At 58.5% G+C, this 16,675-nt stretch carries 13 protein-coding genes and 1 pseudogene; 7 read left to right on the forward strand and 7 right to left on the reverse strand.

All coding sequences use genetic code 11. The features are described from left to right. Positions 1 to 122 precede the first annotated feature (122 nt). Together QA646_RS20650 and QA646_RS20655 are read left to right on the forward strand one after the other, a co-directional pair. The gene (locus QA646_RS20650) at positions 123 to 2,459 is read left to right on the forward strand and encodes a PBP1A family penicillin-binding protein (protein ID WP_283060124.1); all 2,337 of its coding nucleotides are present in this window, start codon (positions 123 to 125) and stop codon (positions 2,457 to 2,459) included. Between the two features lie 77 nt (positions 2,460 to 2,536). Beyond that, positions 2,537 to 2,833 (forward strand): hypothetical protein, encoded by a 297-nt coding sequence (locus tag QA646_RS20655; protein WP_283060125.1) that lies wholly within the window; start codon positions 2,537 to 2,539, stop codon positions 2,831 to 2,833. 156 nt (positions 2,834 to 2,989) lie between these two features. Here the strand turns inward: QA646_RS20655 and QA646_RS20660 are convergent, their stop codons facing one another. Together QA646_RS20660 and QA646_RS20665 are read right to left on the reverse strand one after the other, a co-directional pair. Next, positions 2,990 to 3,550 carry a GNAT family N-acetyltransferase gene (locus QA646_RS20660; protein ID WP_283060126.1) on the reverse strand — a complete coding sequence of 187 codons (561 nt, stop codon included), beginning with the start codon at positions 3,548 to 3,550 and terminating at the stop codon, positions 2,990 to 2,992. 21 nt (positions 3,551 to 3,571) lie between these two features. Beyond that, positions 3,572 to 5,929, reverse strand: coding sequence for an Orn/Lys/Arg decarboxylase N-terminal domain-containing protein (locus QA646_RS20665; protein ID WP_283060127.1), 2,358 nt, complete (start codon positions 5,927 to 5,929; stop codon positions 3,572 to 3,574). 247 nt (positions 5,930 to 6,176) lie between these two features. Here QA646_RS20665 and QA646_RS20670 point away from each other — a divergent pair, with 247 nt between their 5' ends. Beyond that, the gene (locus QA646_RS20670; protein ID WP_283060516.1) at positions 6,177 to 6,509 is read left to right on the forward strand and encodes a DHCW motif cupin fold protein; all 333 of its coding nucleotides are present in this window, start codon (positions 6,177 to 6,179) and stop codon (positions 6,507 to 6,509) included. A 128-nt stretch (positions 6,510 to 6,637) separates the two neighbouring features. On the opposite strand, the gene QA646_RS20675 is transcribed toward QA646_RS20670, so the two are convergent. After that, positions 6,638 to 7,546, reverse strand: coding sequence for a LysR family transcriptional regulator (locus QA646_RS20675; protein WP_283060128.1), 909 nt, complete (start codon positions 7,544 to 7,546; stop codon positions 6,638 to 6,640). Between the two features lie 129 nt (positions 7,547 to 7,675). On the opposite strand from QA646_RS20675, the gene QA646_RS20680 reads away from it, so the two are divergent. From QA646_RS20680 to QA646_RS20690, 3 genes and pseudogenes are all read left to right on the forward strand, one after another. After that, positions 7,676 to 8,590: an NmrA/HSCARG family protein gene (locus tag QA646_RS20680; RefSeq protein WP_283060129.1), complete on the forward strand. Its 915-nt coding sequence runs from the start codon at positions 7,676 to 7,678 to the stop codon at positions 8,588 to 8,590. Positions 8,591 to 8,698: 108 nt separating this feature from the next. Further along, a protein-coding gene (locus tag QA646_RS20685; protein WP_283060130.1) for an IS5 family transposase occupies positions 8,699 to 9,462 on the forward strand; the annotation gives its coding sequence in 2 pieces (ribosomal slippage) (positions 8,699 to 8,831 and positions 8,831 to 9,462; 765 coding nt in all). 72 nt (positions 9,463 to 9,534) lie between these two features. Beyond that, positions 9,535 to 10,884: pseudogene (locus QA646_RS20690) on the forward strand (IS701 family transposase). A 118-nt stretch (positions 10,885 to 11,002) separates the two neighbouring features. Here the strand turns inward: QA646_RS20690 and QA646_RS20695 are convergent. Then, entirely contained in the window at positions 11,003 to 12,535 is a 1,533-nt protein-coding gene (locus tag QA646_RS20695) for an FAD-dependent oxidoreductase (protein ID WP_283060131.1), read from the reverse strand. A 465-nt stretch (positions 12,536 to 13,000) separates the two neighbouring features. On the opposite strand from QA646_RS20695, the gene QA646_RS20700 reads away from it, so the two are divergent. After that, a complete protein-coding gene (locus QA646_RS20700; RefSeq protein ID WP_283060132.1) occupies positions 13,001 to 14,692 on the forward strand; it encodes a PAS domain-containing methyl-accepting chemotaxis protein in 1,692 nt (563 codons plus the stop codon). A gap of 149 nt (positions 14,693 to 14,841) precedes the next feature. Here the strand turns inward: QA646_RS20700 and QA646_RS20705 are convergent, their stop codons facing one another. From QA646_RS20705 to QA646_RS20715, 3 genes are all read right to left on the reverse strand, one after another. Then, positions 14,842 to 15,435, reverse strand: a complete 594-nt coding sequence (locus QA646_RS20705; RefSeq protein WP_283060133.1) for a hypothetical protein — start codon at positions 15,433 to 15,435, stop codon at positions 14,842 to 14,844. Positions 15,436 to 15,783: 348 nt separating this feature from the next. Then, positions 15,784 to 16,086, reverse strand: coding sequence for an alkylphosphonate utilization protein (locus tag QA646_RS20710; RefSeq protein WP_283060134.1), 303 nt, complete (start codon positions 16,084 to 16,086; stop codon positions 15,784 to 15,786). Between the two features lie 190 nt (positions 16,087 to 16,276). Next, a complete protein-coding gene (locus tag QA646_RS20715) occupies positions 16,277 to 16,651 on the reverse strand; it encodes a hypothetical protein (protein ID WP_283060135.1) in 375 nt (124 codons plus the stop codon). Positions 16,652 to 16,675: the final 24 nt, after the last annotated feature.

Below are 16,675 nucleotides of genomic sequence, written 5' to 3' on the forward strand. Positions count from 1 at the left end.
GCGAGAAGGCGATCTCCGAGCGGAGACTGACATAAATGGGCTGGTTTTGCGATGGAGCATTCCACATGGCGACGTTATAAGCTTGCCCTACATTAGGGAAAAGTGCCTTTTAGCGGGAACCGATGCCAAGCCCTCCCAACTCCTCAGCCCAAAGTACCAGCGGCCCGAGCACGGGTGCCAGTCGCCCGCCGGATTCGGAGTTCGCTGCCGACAAAATTGAGGCGCCGGCATCCTCGTCGGACTCAGCGTCCAGTTCATCGGTCGATCCTCCGCGACAGGCTGACGGACCCTTTGGCCAAAGCAGACGGGCAACGCACAATCTACTGCGAGCACTCGGTCACGATTTGCGCGCAAGTACGATCTTCGCAAGGGCCAGGACCAAGGCGGCCGCTTCGTACTTGAGAACGAAGCTTAGGACGCCAAGCGGGCCGGAAAGCCCATCAACAATCCGCGGTCTTGGCAGATGGTTCGCCACTGCTCTGTCCAAAGCGGGGAGCAATATTCGTGGCCTGCGCATAAAACAGTTCGAAAATCGGCGGCATGCTTCGTCAAATATGGGCCGGTGGAAAATCGGTGCAGGATTGGCGCTTCTTGCCTGCCTCTTCCTTGCGGGAAGCGTACTGGTGTGGGCACTGAAAGACGTGCCCTGGGCCGAGATCCGGGATGGAACGTTGAAGCCCGTCGTGGTGTTGGAGACCGCTGACGGTGCACCCTTGGTAAGACAGGGGCCTTATCAAGGACCGTACGCGCAATATAACCAGTTTCCAACACAGCTGATCGACGCTGTCCTTTCAATTGAGGATCGCCGGTTCATGGATCATTTCGGCGTCGACCCCAGAGGGATCGGAAGAGCACTCCTGCGGAACTTCGAAGCTGGCTCGGTGGTAGAAGGAGGCAGCACGATTACCCAGCAGCTCATCAAGCTGGAATATCTTGATAGCGATCGGACAATAAAGCGAAAAATACAGGAAGTTGTCATAGCCATTTGGCTGGAGTGGAAGCTCGGCAAGCAGGAAATCCTGACGCGCTATCTCAATAGCGTCTATCTCGGCGCTGGCGCGACCGGCATGCCTGCCGCCGCACGGATCTATTTCAACAAAGATATCGACGCTCTCAACCTGCCGGAGTCGGCGATGCTCGCGGGATTGCTGCGAGCGCCGAGCCAATGGAATCCGATCGATAATTTCGAGGGTGCCCGGCAGCGCACCGCTGTTGTTCTGGACGCCATGGTGGCCAATGGCAAAATCACCGCCGCGAAGGCAGACGAAGCCAAGGCGAGCTTCGCCAAACTGCATCCAACGACGCCGACACCGCGCTCCGGAAGTTGGTTTGCTGACTGGATTTCGCCGCGGGCCGGCGAAATTGCCGGCTCTTCGCCGGGGTCAACCACGGTGCGCACGACGCTGGTGCCGCAGCTTCAACAGATTGCCGAAAGGGTCGTGAGAAACGCCCTGGACGGTGAAGGAAAGTCAGTCGGCGCATCGCAGGCCGCTTTGGTTGTGATGAGACCCGATGGCGCGGTCGTCGCGATGGTCGGCGGGCGCGACTACAAGGCAAGCCAGTTCAACCGCGCCGTCACCGCGATGCGGCAGCCGGGCTCCGCCTTCAAACTGTTCGTTTATTATGCAGCGCTGAAGGCTGGACTCTCGTTGTCCGACCGGATTCTGGACGCACCGATCGACATCAACGGCTGGTCGCCGGAAAACTCTGGCGGCGGCTATCACGGTTGGGTGACACTTGCCGAAGCCTTTGCCCGGTCACTCAATGCCGCGTCGGTGGCGCTTGCTGAAGAGGTCGGGCTCGACAAGGTGATCGCCGCTGCGCGCGAACTCGGCATCAATACGCCGCTTGCCAACACGCCATCTCTGACGCTCGGCACATCCGAAGTAAACTTGCTTGAGCTCACCAGCGCCTACGCGTCTGTCCAACTTGGTAGGGCGCCCGTCGAGCCTTGGGGCATCGTCGAGTTTCAGGCGGCAGGGCAGGCAAAGGCGTTTCGCGTTGGCTCACAAGTAAAACCGAATGTGGATCTTTCCCCCTACCAGTCCGATCTTCTCGGCCTATTGCAGTTGGTGGTCGAGCGCGGCACTGGGCGCGGAGCCGACCCCGGCACGTTTGCGGCCGGCAAGACCGGCACCAGCCAGAACAATCGCGATGCTTGGTTCGTTGGCTTCACGCAGTCGCTCGTCGCCGGCGTATGGGTCGGCAATGATGACGGCACGCCAATGAACGGGGTCACAGGCGGAGCCTTGCCAGCGCATATTTGGCGAGACTTCATGCGGGAGGCGATGGCAGTGCCTGGGCCGCGCGGAGCGCAATCGACAGAAGCGGTGATCGACAGCCCCGGGGCAACACAGTCCTGCAACATCACGGCCTGTTCACGCAGTTACCGCTCCTTCCGGCCAGCGGACTGCACCTACCAGCCCTATGGCGGCGGACGGCGACTTTGTGAAAAGTGATTTTCGCTTTTGTATGCCGATTTTGTGACTTGACCGCTAACCGCTAAGGTCGCATTTCTCGTGCCGGAGGCACAAGTATGCCGGCAGTCGATAACATCACACTCTTTGAGCGGCTGAGCGCGGCGCAGCGTCTCGTCTGGGTCGACTCTTTGGCAGCGGCCGTTGCCGATATCATCGATGATATGGGCGCGGAGTACGCTGACGATATCGTACGTACGCTACTCGACATCAAACGGATGCTGCAGGTCATGCGCGAAGATCTCGCCATGATCGACGATCCCCACAATCGTGCCATCATTGGCTATGTGCAGAATATAATTCGCGCAATGCGGACTTGCGTCGGGCGAGAGATTGTCGGGCCGGCATTTCACTGAGCGACGGGGTTGTTTTCCAGAGCAGACATCCGCTGCAAGGTTCACTCACCACATAGTCTGGGTATTAAGCGCTATCACGCGCTACCGCTTCCAGAGCGACCGAGAGCAGTATCACAAAAATCGGCATACTTATCGCATGCATCAATCCCGTAGGTTTCAGCGGGTGGAGAGCGGTGGCGGAGGTGGTGGGGTGGTCGAGCCGGAGGCGAGTGAGCGCTGGACCATCACACTGTCGGCCCAGCGGCCGTAACGATAGGCAACTCCGGGCAACAGGCCGACGCGAACAAAGCCGAAGCGTTCGTGCAGGGCGAGCGACGCGGCATTGTCGGCAGCGATATAGCCGATCATCTGCCGGAAACCGGCCGCGGCGCAGGCGTCGATCAGCCCGCGCATGAGCAGGCTCCCGATGCCCTGGCCGATATGGTCGTGATGCACATAGATCGAGTGCTTCACCGTATAGCGGTAGGCCGGGCGTTTGCGGAACAACACCACATAGGCATAGCCCACGACCTTTTCACCCTCGACCGCAACGACATGCGGAAAGCGGCGGTTCTTCAAATTCTTGCGCCGTTCCCGCAGATCGTCCGGTTGCGGCGTGTCGCTGTCGTCCACTCCAACCTCGACACCGCGGCGAATATGGCGGCGATAGATCGCCAACATGGCATCGACATCGGATTCCCGAGAGGGGCGAATGACGATCGTTTTATCCTGCTTCATCACTGACCTGAATTTCCCAGCCTATTCCGCGACGACGTAGGTATAGAGCCGGATGCGGCCGGATGCATCGATCTCGCGATAGAGCCCCTGAATCTCCACCTCGAAGCCGGGGAAGGTGTTGAAGCAGGTTTCAAACATCTTGAGATAGTCGATCATGGGCTTTGCCCTTTCCGTCAAGCGCTCGCCCGGCACGATGGTTGCAATGCCCGGGGGGTAGACCACGAAGGGCGTGGTTGCGATGCGGCCGGCGATGGCGTCGATCGGCAGATACTCCACATCATTGCGCACCAGGCAGCGTGCCGCATCATGGGGCGACATGGCCATCGGCGGCAGGTGGTCGGCGGAAAACTGCTTTGTCTGAAGCGTGCTGACGTCAGCTTGACGGAAGAAGTTGTGCATGTCCGCGCAGAGATCGCGCAGCCGCACGCCCGCATAGCGACCCGGCCGGCGACGATAAAATTCCGGGATTGCCTCCTCGATCAGCGCGTTGTCGTCATGGAGCTTCTTGAAGGCGACGAGGCCGCTGATCAAAGTTCCGGCTTTGCTGGCCTCCACGCCGGGCGTGAGAAGGAACAGCAGCGAATTGAGGTCGTTCTTTTCCGCGACGATGCGGTTTTCGCGCAGGTATTGTGCGACCACGGGCGCCGGTATGCCGTGCTCGGTGTATTTTCCGCTTTTGCGGTCGAAGCCGGGGGTGAGCAGGGTGAGCTTGTTCGGATCGGTCATGGCGAAGCCCGGCTCCATTGCGGAAAAGCCATGCCATGCCGCGTCGGGTGTCAGGTGCCAGAAGGCGGGATTGGTGGCGAGCTGGTCGGTGGCGACGCTCTCCCACGGCACGTCATGCACTGCGCCAGGGCTCGACACATCCGGAATTGCTACCCGATCCGGCACGAAAGGCTCGAAGAACCAACGGCGCTCGGGGCGATGCTCCTTTTCCTCGAATTCGCGGCGCACGGCGCGGATCTTCTTGCGCAGTTCGATGCCGAGGCGGATCGTGTCGTCCCACAGCACTTCGCCCGAGCGGCCCTTCATCATCTGAGCGCCTACATCGAGCGAGGCGAACAGCGGATAGAAGGGCGAGGTCGAGGCGTGCTGCATAAAGCTTTCATTGAACCGCCGGTGCTCCACGCGGCGTTTCTGGCCGGTGATATGCCGGTCCTTCATGTGGATCTGGGAGGCCTGCGAGAAGCTTGCGAGCTGCTTGTGGGTGGACTGCGTGGCGATGATGCCCGGTGCGTCCGGGCCGAGGTCGGCAAGGCCCATGGCAAAGCGCCCGGCATAGAGCGGATGAAATTTCATGAAGCCCGCCCATGCCTCGTCGAAGAGGATGTAGTCGCACAGATGCCCGATCCGCTTGAGGATCATCTCGGCATTGTGAATGGTGCCGTCATAGGTGCACTGCTCCACCACAGCGACGCGGAACGGGCGGGGCTTCTTGTAGGCCTCGGGGTCTTTCACCAGCGGGTGAGTGCGGATGCGCTCCCGTAAGGCTTCCTCGTCCATGGCCATGAAATCGATGGGACCGATCAGGCCATAGAGGTTGCGTATGGTCGGCAGATAGACTGGAATGCCGCCGGAGATCATCAGAGCGCCGTGATGGGCGGCCTTATGGTTGTTACGGTCGAACAGCACGAGATCGCCATCGGTGACGAGGGCGGAGAGCGCGACCTTGTTCGAGGTGGAGGTACCGTTCAGGACGAAATAGGTCTTCTCGGCGCCGAAGATTTTGGCCGCTTCTTTTTGTGCAGCCAATGCCGGTCCCTCGTGGGTCAAGAGGTCGCCGAGGTCGAGCACGGAATTGTCGAGATCGTCGCGAAACACCGCCTCGCCCAGATGTTCCATGAAGACCCGGCCGATCGGGCTGCGGCTGTAGAAGATGCCGCCATTGTGCCCAGGGCAGGTCCAGAGGTGGTTGCCTTCCTCGGCATAATCGACCAGCGCACCGAAAAATGGTGTCTTCAACGTCTCTGCATATTGCTTGAGCCGGCTGATAAGGCTTTTGGCGATGAAGGCCGGCGTTTCCTCAGACAGGAAGACATAGCCGTCGATGAAATCGAGCACCTCTACCGGCACATCTTCGAAGCGTTTACGGCGGATCAGAAGGATGATCGGGAACTCGAGGCCGCGGCGGCGCATCAGGTTGATGAGGGAGGCCGTCTTGCCCTCGAGCCCCTTTTTACCCCAGTCGACCAGCATGCAGCCGATGGCGGCGTCCGTCTGTACGGCGATCTCGGCATCTTCGAGATTGCGTGCGCGCACCACCTCAAAGCCGGAGCGTTCGATCTCCTCGACGATCTGATTGTAGCGGGCTCCCTCCAGATCCTCGCTGTCGAAGGTCGGCGTTGCGAACAGAAAGTTGAAACGTCTGAAATAATCCATTGGGATACCCGCTCTTGATCTGGCAGGAGGTGTCGGCGCATTTCATGACATGGATGTGACAGAATATCGAATGTCCGAAATACCTGCACAGAATAGCATTTTGGACGGCTTAAGCGGGAAGCGGTGTCTTCAGCGGGGTTGGACTTGCGATTTTTCATGCGAATTGCATGATCATTGTCCACGCACAATCCCGCATGCCCACGATCTCCGGCCGCTCACGACAACACAACAAGGCAATAGAGAAATCATGAAGCTTCCTACTCATCCTTTCACCCTTATCGACTGGAGCGACATTGAGACGACAGAGCATACGGGCGACACGGGAAAAGCGTTTTGGCGCACGGTCATGATGGGCGACATCCGTATCCGGCAGGTCGAATATACCGCCGAATACATTGCAGATCATTGGTGCGACAAAGGGCACATTCTTTATGTCTTGGAAGGCGAGCTCGAGACCGAGTTGCGAGACGGGCGGCGGTTCACCCTGAAAGCCGGCATGAGCTATCAGGTTTCCGACTTCGGCGATCCCGCCCATCGTTCATCCACGAAAACCGGTGCGAAACTTTTCATCGTTGACTAAGTCGTGAACCCATAAAGGGGAATGACCGGCATGGGGTGGTTTTCGGACAGTCAGCATTTGGCAAAACGCAAAATGGAGCCGACTTCCAATGGATTGCATCAGCTAAGGGTGGCGACACCCATTCCCTGTCACTCCGCATCTACATCGACTTTGCCCCTGGCCCAAGCGGCGATCGCATCGATGAAGGCTCTCACTTGCGGCTTCATGTACGTGCGCTCGGGATAAACGAGCGCGATCTGCATCCCTGAACCGATTGCGCCGTCGAGCACCTGCACCAACGCGCTGCTCTTAAGGTGCCTTGAGACCAACCCGTGCGGCAGGAGCGCGATACCGAGGCCGCGCAGGGCTGCGTCACACAAAAGTTCGATGTCATTCGCGTAGAATGCGCCCTCGACCTTAAACTTGCCTCCAGACGTGAGAGGCCAGTGCGTTTCTGCCAATTCTCCTCTGGCAAATCCAAGAAGACATCGATGGTTTTTCAGATCGAGATGTGTTTGGGGAGTCCCACGGGCTCTGAGATAGTCCGGTGAGGCAACGGAAATCATCGGATCGCGCAAGAGAGTGCGCGCGACAAGGCCCGGCTCGATTTGGCTGCTGGCGCGTAGTGCAACGTCGTAGTTGCCGTTAAGAAGATCTGCCCTCTGGTTGGATGTGTGGACGTGGACGCGCAGCTCTGGATAGCAGGCAGCAAAATCACACACAGCAGCGTTAAAACTGGCGCTCATCATCGGCGGTACGGACACACGCAGATCGCCGCGGACCACGTCGTTCGTCATTCGCACACTTTGCTCGGCCTGCCGAACCGCCTCGAGCGCAATGCATGCATGGCGGTAAAACAACTCACCCGCATCGGTCAGCGCTAGGCTGCGCGTTGTGCGACGAAGCAGACGCATGCCCAGCCGTTCCTCGAGGCGGGCAAGGCGACGGCTCAGCGTTGCCCTGGGAACGCGCAGTTCGGCAGCGGCGCGTGAGAGGGATTTCACCTCGACGGTCTTGGTGAACGCCACCATTTCGGATGTTTCTACGGGTTCGGACATTTGGATCAAATCCTAGCAGGTGATGCCACAATCTGATGAATTGTACCGGATTTCGTTCAAGCGCAAGATGCTCTTGAGAATGACTGGGTTCGCGTGCGCGTGGCCCGGCAAAACCTGAAAGAGAGTAAGATGAATTCCAGCGACAAGAAGACGATCGCCGTGTTTGGTGCAACCGGCCATCAAGGCGCCGGCGTGGTACGAGCCCTCAAGGCAAATGACCAGTTCAAGGTGCGAGCCCTTACCCGTCAGCCCGACACGTACCAAGGCCCTGCTGACGAAGTGATCGCCGCAGATTTGGACAGGCCAGAAACCTTGGCGGCGGCGCTGGCAGGCGCGCACGGCGTTTTCCTGGTCACCAATTACTGGCAGGATGGCACCGACGAGATGAAGCAGGCGACGTCCGCGATCGATGCCGCCAAGGCGGCGGGTGTCGACCACATGGTTTGGTCCACCCTCCCCAATGTTGAAGCGATCAGCGGAGGTAAGATCAGCCTTCCACAATTCACGGGCAAGGCGAAAATCGATCCGATCGTTGAAGCCGCCGGATTCGCTCTCCACACCTTTGTCGTGCCCCCTGCCTATTATCAGAACTTTTCGGGACCGGTTGGCCCACAAAAGCAGCAGGACGGAGGATACGGCTGGGTTTTGCCAATCGACCCGAGCGTACGCTGCTTCCACATGGGTGACATTGGCGAACTCGGCCGCATTGTGGCCGGTGCGTTCGCTCACCCCGAGGAAACCGGCAAAGGCGTGTATCTCCCGCTCGTCGGTGATTTTCTGAGCTTTGGCGACATCGTGAACACCCTAAACCAGCAGGGTCATCAGTTTTCGTTCACGCAGGTACCGACAGAGGTCTTTGCGGGCTTCTTCCCGGGAGCTGCTGCGGTTGCCGAGAACCTGACCTATTACGAGAACTATACCTACCTCGGCACGCGCTCGTTCGAGCATGAAATCGCGCTCGCAAATCGCGTGGCGGGCAAGACGCCGACGACGTTTGCTGCATGGGCAGCGGAGAATTTCCGCCTCGACACGTCGGCCGCTTGAATCACTATCGGGACAATCACTATCGCGACGAACGGTCTGCCCGTTCGTCGCGCGTTCCCACCCAATGTGACGTGACTGGCAGCTACCAAACTCTGATTCAGCACTGGCATGACCCGATATGACCTGACCGACTTCGAGTGGCGCGTGATCAAGCCGCTGCTTCCCAACAAGCCAAGGGGTGTGCCGCGTGTCGATGACCGTCGCGTGCTGAACGGCATCTTCTGGGTGTTGCGATCTGGTGCCCGTGGCGTGACCTGCCGGCGCGCTATGGCCCGCGGACCACCTGCTACAACCGCTTCGTGCGATGGCGAAAGGCGGGCGTTTGGGACCGGCTGATGGATGCCGTCACCGCCGCGCACGACGGCGACATCCAGATGATCGACAGCACCTCCGTTCGCGCCCACCAGCAGGCGACGACGGCAAAAAGGGGGGCAGATCACTGCCTCGGTCGATCACGCGGCGGGCTCACGACCAAGATCCACGTCGTCGTCGACGCGCAAGGCCTCCCCATCAGGCTCGGCCTGACGGCAGGACAGACACACGACGGGCAGATCGCCGACAAGCTGCTCGACCGTCTCGGGCCGCACACCATTGTTCTCGCCGACAAGGCCTATGATGCCGACCGTATCCGCGAGCTGATCCAAAACAAGGGCGCCACGCCCAACATCCCGCCCAAGAGCAACCGGCGCTGGAAGCCATTCTTCTGCAAGCGGCTCTACCGCGAGCGCAACCTGATTGAGCGGTTCTTCTCGAAGCTGAAGCACTTCCGCCGCATCGCCACCCGCTACGACAAGCTCGCCGCCAACTTCCTCGCCATGGTCCAGCTCGCCTCAATGTGGCTGTGGTTGCGCGCTAATGAGTCTACGGCCTAGCACTACTTTGGCAGATTAACCGGCCATTTACGATGATGGGCCATCTTGGGCACTTTCACAGGGGTGCGCGAGATGGCGGAACTGGATGTTGCACTGGCGGATTGGCTGAAGCCGTTTGTTGAGAAGCTCGGTCACAAGAAGCGGCGGCAGATGTGCCCGGTCTATATTTCGGGCCTTATCGGACCTGGTGATCGCAAGAGTATCGAGCCGATGGCGGAACGGCTTGCGCTTGATCGCTACGACCGCCTGCATCATTTCATCTCGGATGGGATTTGGGATGCCGGTCCTCTTGAGGCGGAACTGGCGGTGCGGGCCGACAGGATTGTCGGGGCTTCAGATGCTTTTCTGGTGATCGATGACACGGCTATTCCGAAGAAGGGCGACCATTCCGTTGGGGTCGCCCCGCAGTATGCGTCGATGCTCGGCAAGCGCGCCAATTGCCAGACGCTAGTGTCGTTGACGCTGGCCCGCGACGAGGTTCCTGTTCCCGTTGGCCTGCGGCTGTTCCTGCCCGAGAGCTGGACTAGTGATCAGGATCGGATGGCGAAGGCCGGCATTCCCGAGGAGATGCGCCGATCCCGCACCAAACCGGAGATCGCGCTCGACGAGATCGATCGGCTGATGGCTGCAGGCGTGCGGTTTGGTACTGTCCTTGCCGACGCCGGCTATGGTCTGTCGGCTGCGTTTCGCCAGGGGCTCAGTGCACGCAATCTCACCTGGGCCGTCGGCATTCCCAAGCATCAGAAGGTTTATCCTCATGATGTCGCATTGATCTTTCCTGTCGCCGGCCATGGAAGACCGCGCAAGCATTCGATCCCCGATACGCTGTCGACCGCAGCCGAAGCGATCCTGGAAGGAGCGACCTGGAAGAAGGTCAGTTGGCGTCATGGCACCAAAGCTCGACTGACCGCACGCTTCGCGGCCCTACGCATTCGGATTGCTGATGGCAACCCGCAACGCATCCTCGACAAGGGACAGCAGCACATGCCGGGCGAAGAAGCGTGGCTCGTTGGTGAATGGCGTTCAAACGACGAGCGCAAATATTATCTCTCCAATCTGCCGGCCGAGGCGACCTTGAAAGCTCTCGCGGCCGCCATCAAAGCAAGATGGGTCTGCGAGCAGGCCCATCAGCAGATGAAGGAAGAACTCGGCCTCGATCACTTTGAAGGCCGATCGTGGCAGGGCCTACACCGACACGCGTTGATGACGATGATTGCCTATGCCTTTCTTCAACATCAACGCCTCAACAAGGCAAAGCGGGAAAAAAAGGAAGAGGCACGGTCCGCCTAAGCCGACACTGCCGGCCATCCGGCGCGCTGTGATAGCGCTCTCAAACCACCATCCACCACAACGATGTCCTCACTGCCGTATCAGGTTCCAAATGACCCCAAATTCAATTCTGCCAAAGTAGTGCTAAATTAAGGCACGGATGGAGGCGATCTTCATAAGACTGCCTATCCCCAAACGCGACCGACATCGGATGGCCCCGCGGAAGTAGCGGCATAGACCCAGTAGGTCATGCCGCTTGATCCCACTCGATCTACGCCTTGCTCTGCTCCATCGCCAGTTCGGCCTGAAGGCTTTCGCTGTCGCGGAAGATCGTGACAACAGCCAGAACGCGTCCGCCGCGCTTGAAGCGCAGGAGGCAGTCTTTTGCGGCAATGTCGCCTTCGACCTCGATTGCGTCCCAACCCTCGGCATGGCCGACATAGTTGATCGGAACGTCGTAATGCTGGCTCCAGAAGAACGGCACATCCGTAAATTTCTTCCGGCGTCCGAGCATGTTGAGCGCCGCGGCTGCACCCTGCCTCTCAGCTACCACCCAATGCTCCACCCTGATGTTCTCGCCGCTGTAGGCATCGGGCCATCGCGCGATATCGCCGGCCGCATATATGCCCGGCGCGCTGGTTTCGAGATAGGCATCGACCAGGACGCCCCGATCGGTGGCGAGGCCGGCCGCTTCGGCGAGATCGACCCGTGGCCGCACGCCGATGCCAGCAACGACCAGATCGGCGGCGATCGTACCGCCGCTGTGTAGCACGACCTCGCTCGCGCTGATGCTCGCAGCCGTGTCCCCAAGGTGGAAGACGACGCCATTTTTCTCATGCAGGGTACGAATGAAGTCACCCATCTCGGGTCCGAGCACCCGTTCCATCGGCCGCTCCTCGGGCGCAACTACATGCACTTCGATGCCGCGCGTCCGAAGAGAAGCGGCGACCTCGAGCCCGATGAAGCTGGCGCCGAGCACGACAGCGGACCGCGCCGCGCCGGCCTGCGCGATGATGCTGCGGCTGTCGGCAAGGGAGCGCAGCGTATGTACGTGAGGCTGGTCAGCGCCGGCTATGGTCAGGCGCACCGGTTCGGCCCCGGTCGCAAGCAGCAATTTGTCGAAGGCGACCTTAGTCCCATCGGCAAGCACGACCTCGCTGGCACGGACATCGATACCGGCGACTTTTGTTCCGAGACGCAGGTCGATGTCGTTCTTGGCATAAAAGGATTCCTTACGCAGTGGAATCCAGTCTTCGGGAGCCTTGCCCGCGAGATAATCCTTCGAGAGGTTGGGGCGATCGACAGGCGGTGCCGCGTCGTCGCTGATCATGACGATCGCGCCCTGATAGTGTTCACGCCGCAATCTCTCGGCGGCAGCAAAACCGGCAGCGCCACCGCCGACGATGACGATCCTTTCCGGAGACGGCCCGGCACCGCTTTCGCCCGGAGTAGGCGGCGGCTTCTTTCGCTTCTCGCCAACAAATATCTTTCCGCCGCGCTGCTCGACCGACCAGCAAGCGAGCGGTGATAACGCCGGCGCGCGCAGGGCCTCTCCGGTGCGCAGATCAAAGCAGGCGTGATGCCAGGGGCAGCGGACGCTGTCGTCGGCGATGACACCGTCGACCAGTGGCCCGCTATAGTGCGAACAGGTGGCCCCAACTGCGAATATCTCTGCTCCGCGGCGCACCAGCAGCACGGGCTCGCCATCGCGATGGCCGACGAGCTTACCGCCATCGGGAAGATCGGTGAGTGCAATGCCGAGGGCCAGATCGGGTCCGCTCGGGTCTGAATGGTTACCGGCCATTTTCTCCTCCTCAAAGGCCTGCCTGTGTCGTCCCTTGCGGCGCTCGGTTGCCCGGCAGGAAGCGTCCCTTCGATTTTCCGCTAATCCAACTCTGAGGCAAATGAATTTGGTGTGCAGTCGAGCAGAATTTTTGTGATGAGGTCGGGCGGGCGAGGTTGATAGGATCGTTGCGACTGCATGTATCACTGTTTGATTTGATGTTAAGAGATATTTCTCTCGAAGTTTTTGGCGGCAACCGTTTCAGCTAGCCGCGTCCCTTTTTAACAATTAAATGAGCGGTGACAGACCTAAGGATAGATAAAGAGAAATATCCTTGGTTTTATAGTTGTGACGTGAATTGTCGCAATAGTTGATATTATAAGAAATAACGGAGAATAAGTATCTGATTTAATATTAATTAAACCTTCCATGCGGATATTTACATTGCGCCTTTCAATGGGGCCGGAACAATTTTGGAGGATGATCATGACTATTCTAGGTCGTGGTGCGGATGCTGTGGCGGTTCTTGCCGCGCTCTCGAAATCGCAAGCCATGATCGAGTTCGACTTGGCGGGTAAAATCCTTACTGCGAACGAGAGCTTTTGCCGCGCGCTTGGTTACGATCTCCGCGAGATTGTCGGCAAACACCACAGTATGTTCGTTGAACCAGCCTATGCGTCCTCCGAGGATTACAAGGCCTTTTGGGCGAAACTGTCGGCCGGTAGCTTCGATCAACGTCAATACAAGCGCATCGCCAAGGGCGGTCGCGAAGTCTGGATCGAGGCATCCTACAATCCCGTTTTTCGTCGTGGAAAGCCGGTCAAGGTGATCAAGATCGCCACGGATATCACGGCCCAAAAGCTGAAATCGGCAGAAGATGCAGGCAAAATCGATGCTCTTTCGAGAGCGCAGGCAATCATTGAATTCACGCCGGCCGGCGAAGTTCTGACCGCAAACGACAACTTCCTGTCCGCGCTCGGATATTCCCTTTCGGAGATACAGGGAAAACATCATTCGATGTTTTGTGATCCCGCATATATGGGATCAGCCGCCTATAAGGAATTCTGGAAGAAGCTTGCAAATGGCGAGTTGGTTGCCGACGAGTTCATGCGCATCGGCAAAGGCGGCCGAAAGGTTTTCATCCAGGCTTCCTACAATCCGATTGTCGATCTGAACGGCAAGGTCTTCAAGGTCGTAAAATTTGCAACCGATGTGACAAGCCGGGTCGAAAACGTCGAACAGCTCGCACAGTGCCTGACCAATCTCGCAGATGGGGATTTGTCGCAGCGAATCGGGAAGCCCTTTATCCGGTCGCTGGAGCGTCTGCGGACAGACTTCAATGGCGCATCCGAGAAGCTGAAAGATGCGATGGGAACCGTCGCTCAAAATGCCAAGGCGATTTCAGCCGGTTCAAACGAGATCCGGACAGCAGCAGACAATCTGGCAAAACGAACCGAGCAGCAGGCAGCATCCGTCGAAGAGACGGCTGCGGCGCTCGAAGAGATCACAACGACCGTCAAGGATTCAAGCCGTCGTGCAGAAGAGGCCGGCAGGCTGGTCACCCGGACACGGGATCATGCAGAGCATTCCGGTCAGGTCGTTCGTGATGCAGTTACGGCCATGGGCCAGATTGAAAGCTCGTCCCGCGAAATCTCCAACATCATCGGCGTAATCGATGAGATTGCCTTCCAGACGAACCTTTTGGCGCTGAACGCCGGTGTCGAAGCGGCAAGAGCCGGCGAAGCGGGCAAGGGCTTTGCCGTTGTGGCGCAGGAGGTCCGTGAGCTGGCGCAAAGGTCCGCGACTGCGGCAAAGGAAATCAAAAGCCTGATTACAGCGTCAGGCGCTCATGTCGGAAACGGCGTTGCTCTTGTTACCAAGGCCGGCTCGGCTCTGCAGGAAATTGCTTCCCAAGTGGAAGAGATCAACGTCAATGTGTCGGCGATCGTCGAGGCGGCGCGCGAGCAATCGACGGCGCTTGGCGAAATCAATCAGGCGGTGAACACCGTTGACCAGAGCACGCAACAGAACGCAGCGATGGTCGAAGAACAGACGGCCGCCAGCCACGGCCTAGCACGTGAGGCTGCCGCCCTGTTCGAATTGTTGGAGCAGTTCCGGTTCGATGATGTTTCCAGATATGGAAATATGTCGGTTCAAAGGGGGAAAGTGGCGGCCTAAGAGTTGAAAACTATTGGCTATGACAAGATTGCAAAGCGCGGTGACAGGGTAGTGTCAAAGCCGAGGGCAGGCATCAACGCCCGGTGATTTGGGATCTGCGAAAAGCAGATCCCGTTTCTTCAGCCAAGCGCACCTGCATTATCTATGCGCTAGTGGCATCCTGACTTGTCTTTTTCACATCCAATCCGGTTCATCGTCACGAATACGGGCGGATAGCTGTAGTCATGCTTTTTCTTGTCTGTCGCTGCATCGACCAGGGCGACTGCCACCATGGTTACGAGGCCGTTGTTGCTCGCCGCCGCCATCCGCTCATGGGATGTTTCATCGAAGGGCTGCACGCTCGCATAGCCGGTCCTGTAGCCGGGGGCTTGGCAATGGACGGAAACCGGGCGTGAGGCATAGCCGTAGTCAGGCACTCTAATTTCCGCAGGGGTCTTCACGGAAGCACGGTACCCCTCACTGTCCAGCGCGCAATCGATGCCTTCCAATTCCGTTCGGCTGGAGAATTGTGCGCCCTTCTTCCGGACATCTTCATAGGTTCGTACCGTGACGATCTTTTGGCCTTTGAGCGCCGGGATGTCCTGACCGGCGGCGCGCTGTGGCGCTAGGACGTCGCCGTATTGCGTGCCCTTTGCGGTCGGCGTGGCCACAACGCTCATCGCGATAGGCTTTGCAGTTTGGCATCCCGCTAAAGTTGCAACGGTGACAATGGAAATGGCCCAAGAGCGAAATTGTGCTTTCATCACATACCTGAAAATTAGAGGGGGCGGTTGTCCGAGTGACCCGCCCTAAAGGAGCTGGTTGGCAGATGGATGGGTTTTATGTTGTGGCTGGCGGCTGCACCTGCGCCATCGCAGAGCGGCCGTCAGTCACGACTATCCCGATAAATCAAAAGCACTGCCAACCGATAAACAGAACCTATTGCATTTTGCGTAATGTGAACTGCTCTGAGGCGATCAGCGGGTTGGGAAGACATGGCAAGGTCTGCCGAGCAATGACGGTTTCACCTTGCAAGCGGCAATCCCACCACTTGCCAATGCCTTCATCGGTAAAATTCGATCCAGGAACCAAACGCAAGATCGTGGCTAAAATCAGCGTTTGCGGACGAACTCGGTGCGCAAGACAAGGCCCTTGATCGCGTCGTGGCGGCAATCGATCTCTTCCGGGTTGTCGGTCAACCGGATCGACCGGATCACGGTTCCCTGCTTCAGCGTCTGGCCGGCGCCCTTGACCTTGAGGTCCTTGATCAGCACGACGGAATCCCCGCCTGCGAGAACATTGCCCGCCGCATCGCGAACCTCCGCGGCCTTGGCCTTCTCCGCAGCGATTTCGGAAGCAAGCCGCCACTCGCCGGTTGCCTCGTCATAGATGTAATCGTCATCTTGGTCGTTCATATCCGTCGTTTCTCGTGTTTCGATGAGGTGCGGTCCGCACGATCGTTTGCCGGCAGCGCCGGACCGGGCACTGCGAGCCTCTATTGGGTAGAGGCGGTCATGTAAACCTTGCTGATCGTCGTTTAAGGCCGGGGCTTGCTTGGAGCCAATCATGATCAGTATCGATGCCGATCTGAATCTCTCGCCAGACCTACTTTTCCGCTCGCTGCAGAAGGATACGCATCTCCTCAAATCGCCGCTTGCGGTCGGCGTCGTTGTCATTGGGCGTGTAGCAGATGGTCGATACACAGAATTTGACAAGATCGTGGGGTTTGTCTGCTTTATTGAATTCGCATTCGAACATATCCGTCATCTCGGCAGGCGCCGTTCCTTGCCGTGTGGAATAGCTCATACGGACGCCTGGCGGCTTGAGCTCCGGAAAGGACTGGACCGTCCCGATTGCAAGTCCGTCCGTTAAGAAGAAGTTTTTGGCCACTGTTTTGCACGTCGCTTCAAGATCAGGTGATTGCGCTAAGGCCGCTGTCGGAAGCAAAGTTATGACAAGTAAAACTGCGCGGTTAAACATGATAAACTCCCCCGAGTGCGCTAC

It is taken from the genome of Rhizobium sp. CB3090 (assembly GCF_029714285.1).
Classification (GTDB): domain Bacteria; phylum Pseudomonadota; class Alphaproteobacteria; order Rhizobiales; family Rhizobiaceae; genus Rhizobium.

Excerpts from the sequence above, each read along its gene's own strand:
- QA646_RS20715 (WP_283060135.1), bottom strand. The coding sequence starts at position 16,651 with ATGTTTAACCGCGCAGTTTTACTTGTCATAACTTTGCTTCCGACAGCG.
- QA646_RS20695 (WP_283060131.1), bottom strand. The coding sequence starts at position 12,535 with ATGGCCGGTAACCATTCAGACCCGAGCGGACCCGATCTGGCCCTCGGC.
- QA646_RS20665 (WP_283060127.1), bottom strand. The coding sequence starts at position 5,929 with ATGGATTATTTCAGACGTTTCAACTTTCTGTTCGCAACGCCGACCTTC.
- QA646_RS20675 (WP_283060128.1), bottom strand. The coding sequence starts at position 7,546 with ATGTCCGAACCCGTAGAAACATCCGAAATGGTGGCGTTCACCAAGACC.
- QA646_RS20655 (WP_283060125.1), top strand. The coding sequence starts at position 2,537 with ATGCCGGCAGTCGATAACATCACACTCTTTGAGCGGCTGAGCGCGGCG.
- QA646_RS20705 (WP_283060133.1), bottom strand. The coding sequence starts at position 15,435 with ATGAAAGCACAATTTCGCTCTTGGGCCATTTCCATTGTCACCGTTGCA.
- QA646_RS20710 (WP_283060134.1), bottom strand. The coding sequence starts at position 16,086 with ATGAACGACCAAGATGACGATTACATCTATGACGAGGCAACCGGCGAG.
- QA646_RS20660 (WP_283060126.1), bottom strand. The coding sequence starts at position 3,550 with ATGAAGCAGGATAAAACGATCGTCATTCGCCCCTCTCGGGAATCCGAT.
- QA646_RS20650 (WP_283060124.1), top strand. The coding sequence starts at position 123 with ATGCCAAGCCCTCCCAACTCCTCAGCCCAAAGTACCAGCGGCCCGAGC.
- QA646_RS20700 (WP_283060132.1), top strand. The coding sequence starts at position 13,001 with ATGACTATTCTAGGTCGTGGTGCGGATGCTGTGGCGGTTCTTGCCGCG.
- QA646_RS20680 (WP_283060129.1), top strand. The coding sequence starts at position 7,676 with ATGAATTCCAGCGACAAGAAGACGATCGCCGTGTTTGGTGCAACCGGC.
- QA646_RS20670 (WP_283060516.1), top strand. The coding sequence starts at position 6,177 with ATGAAGCTTCCTACTCATCCTTTCACCCTTATCGACTGGAGCGACATT.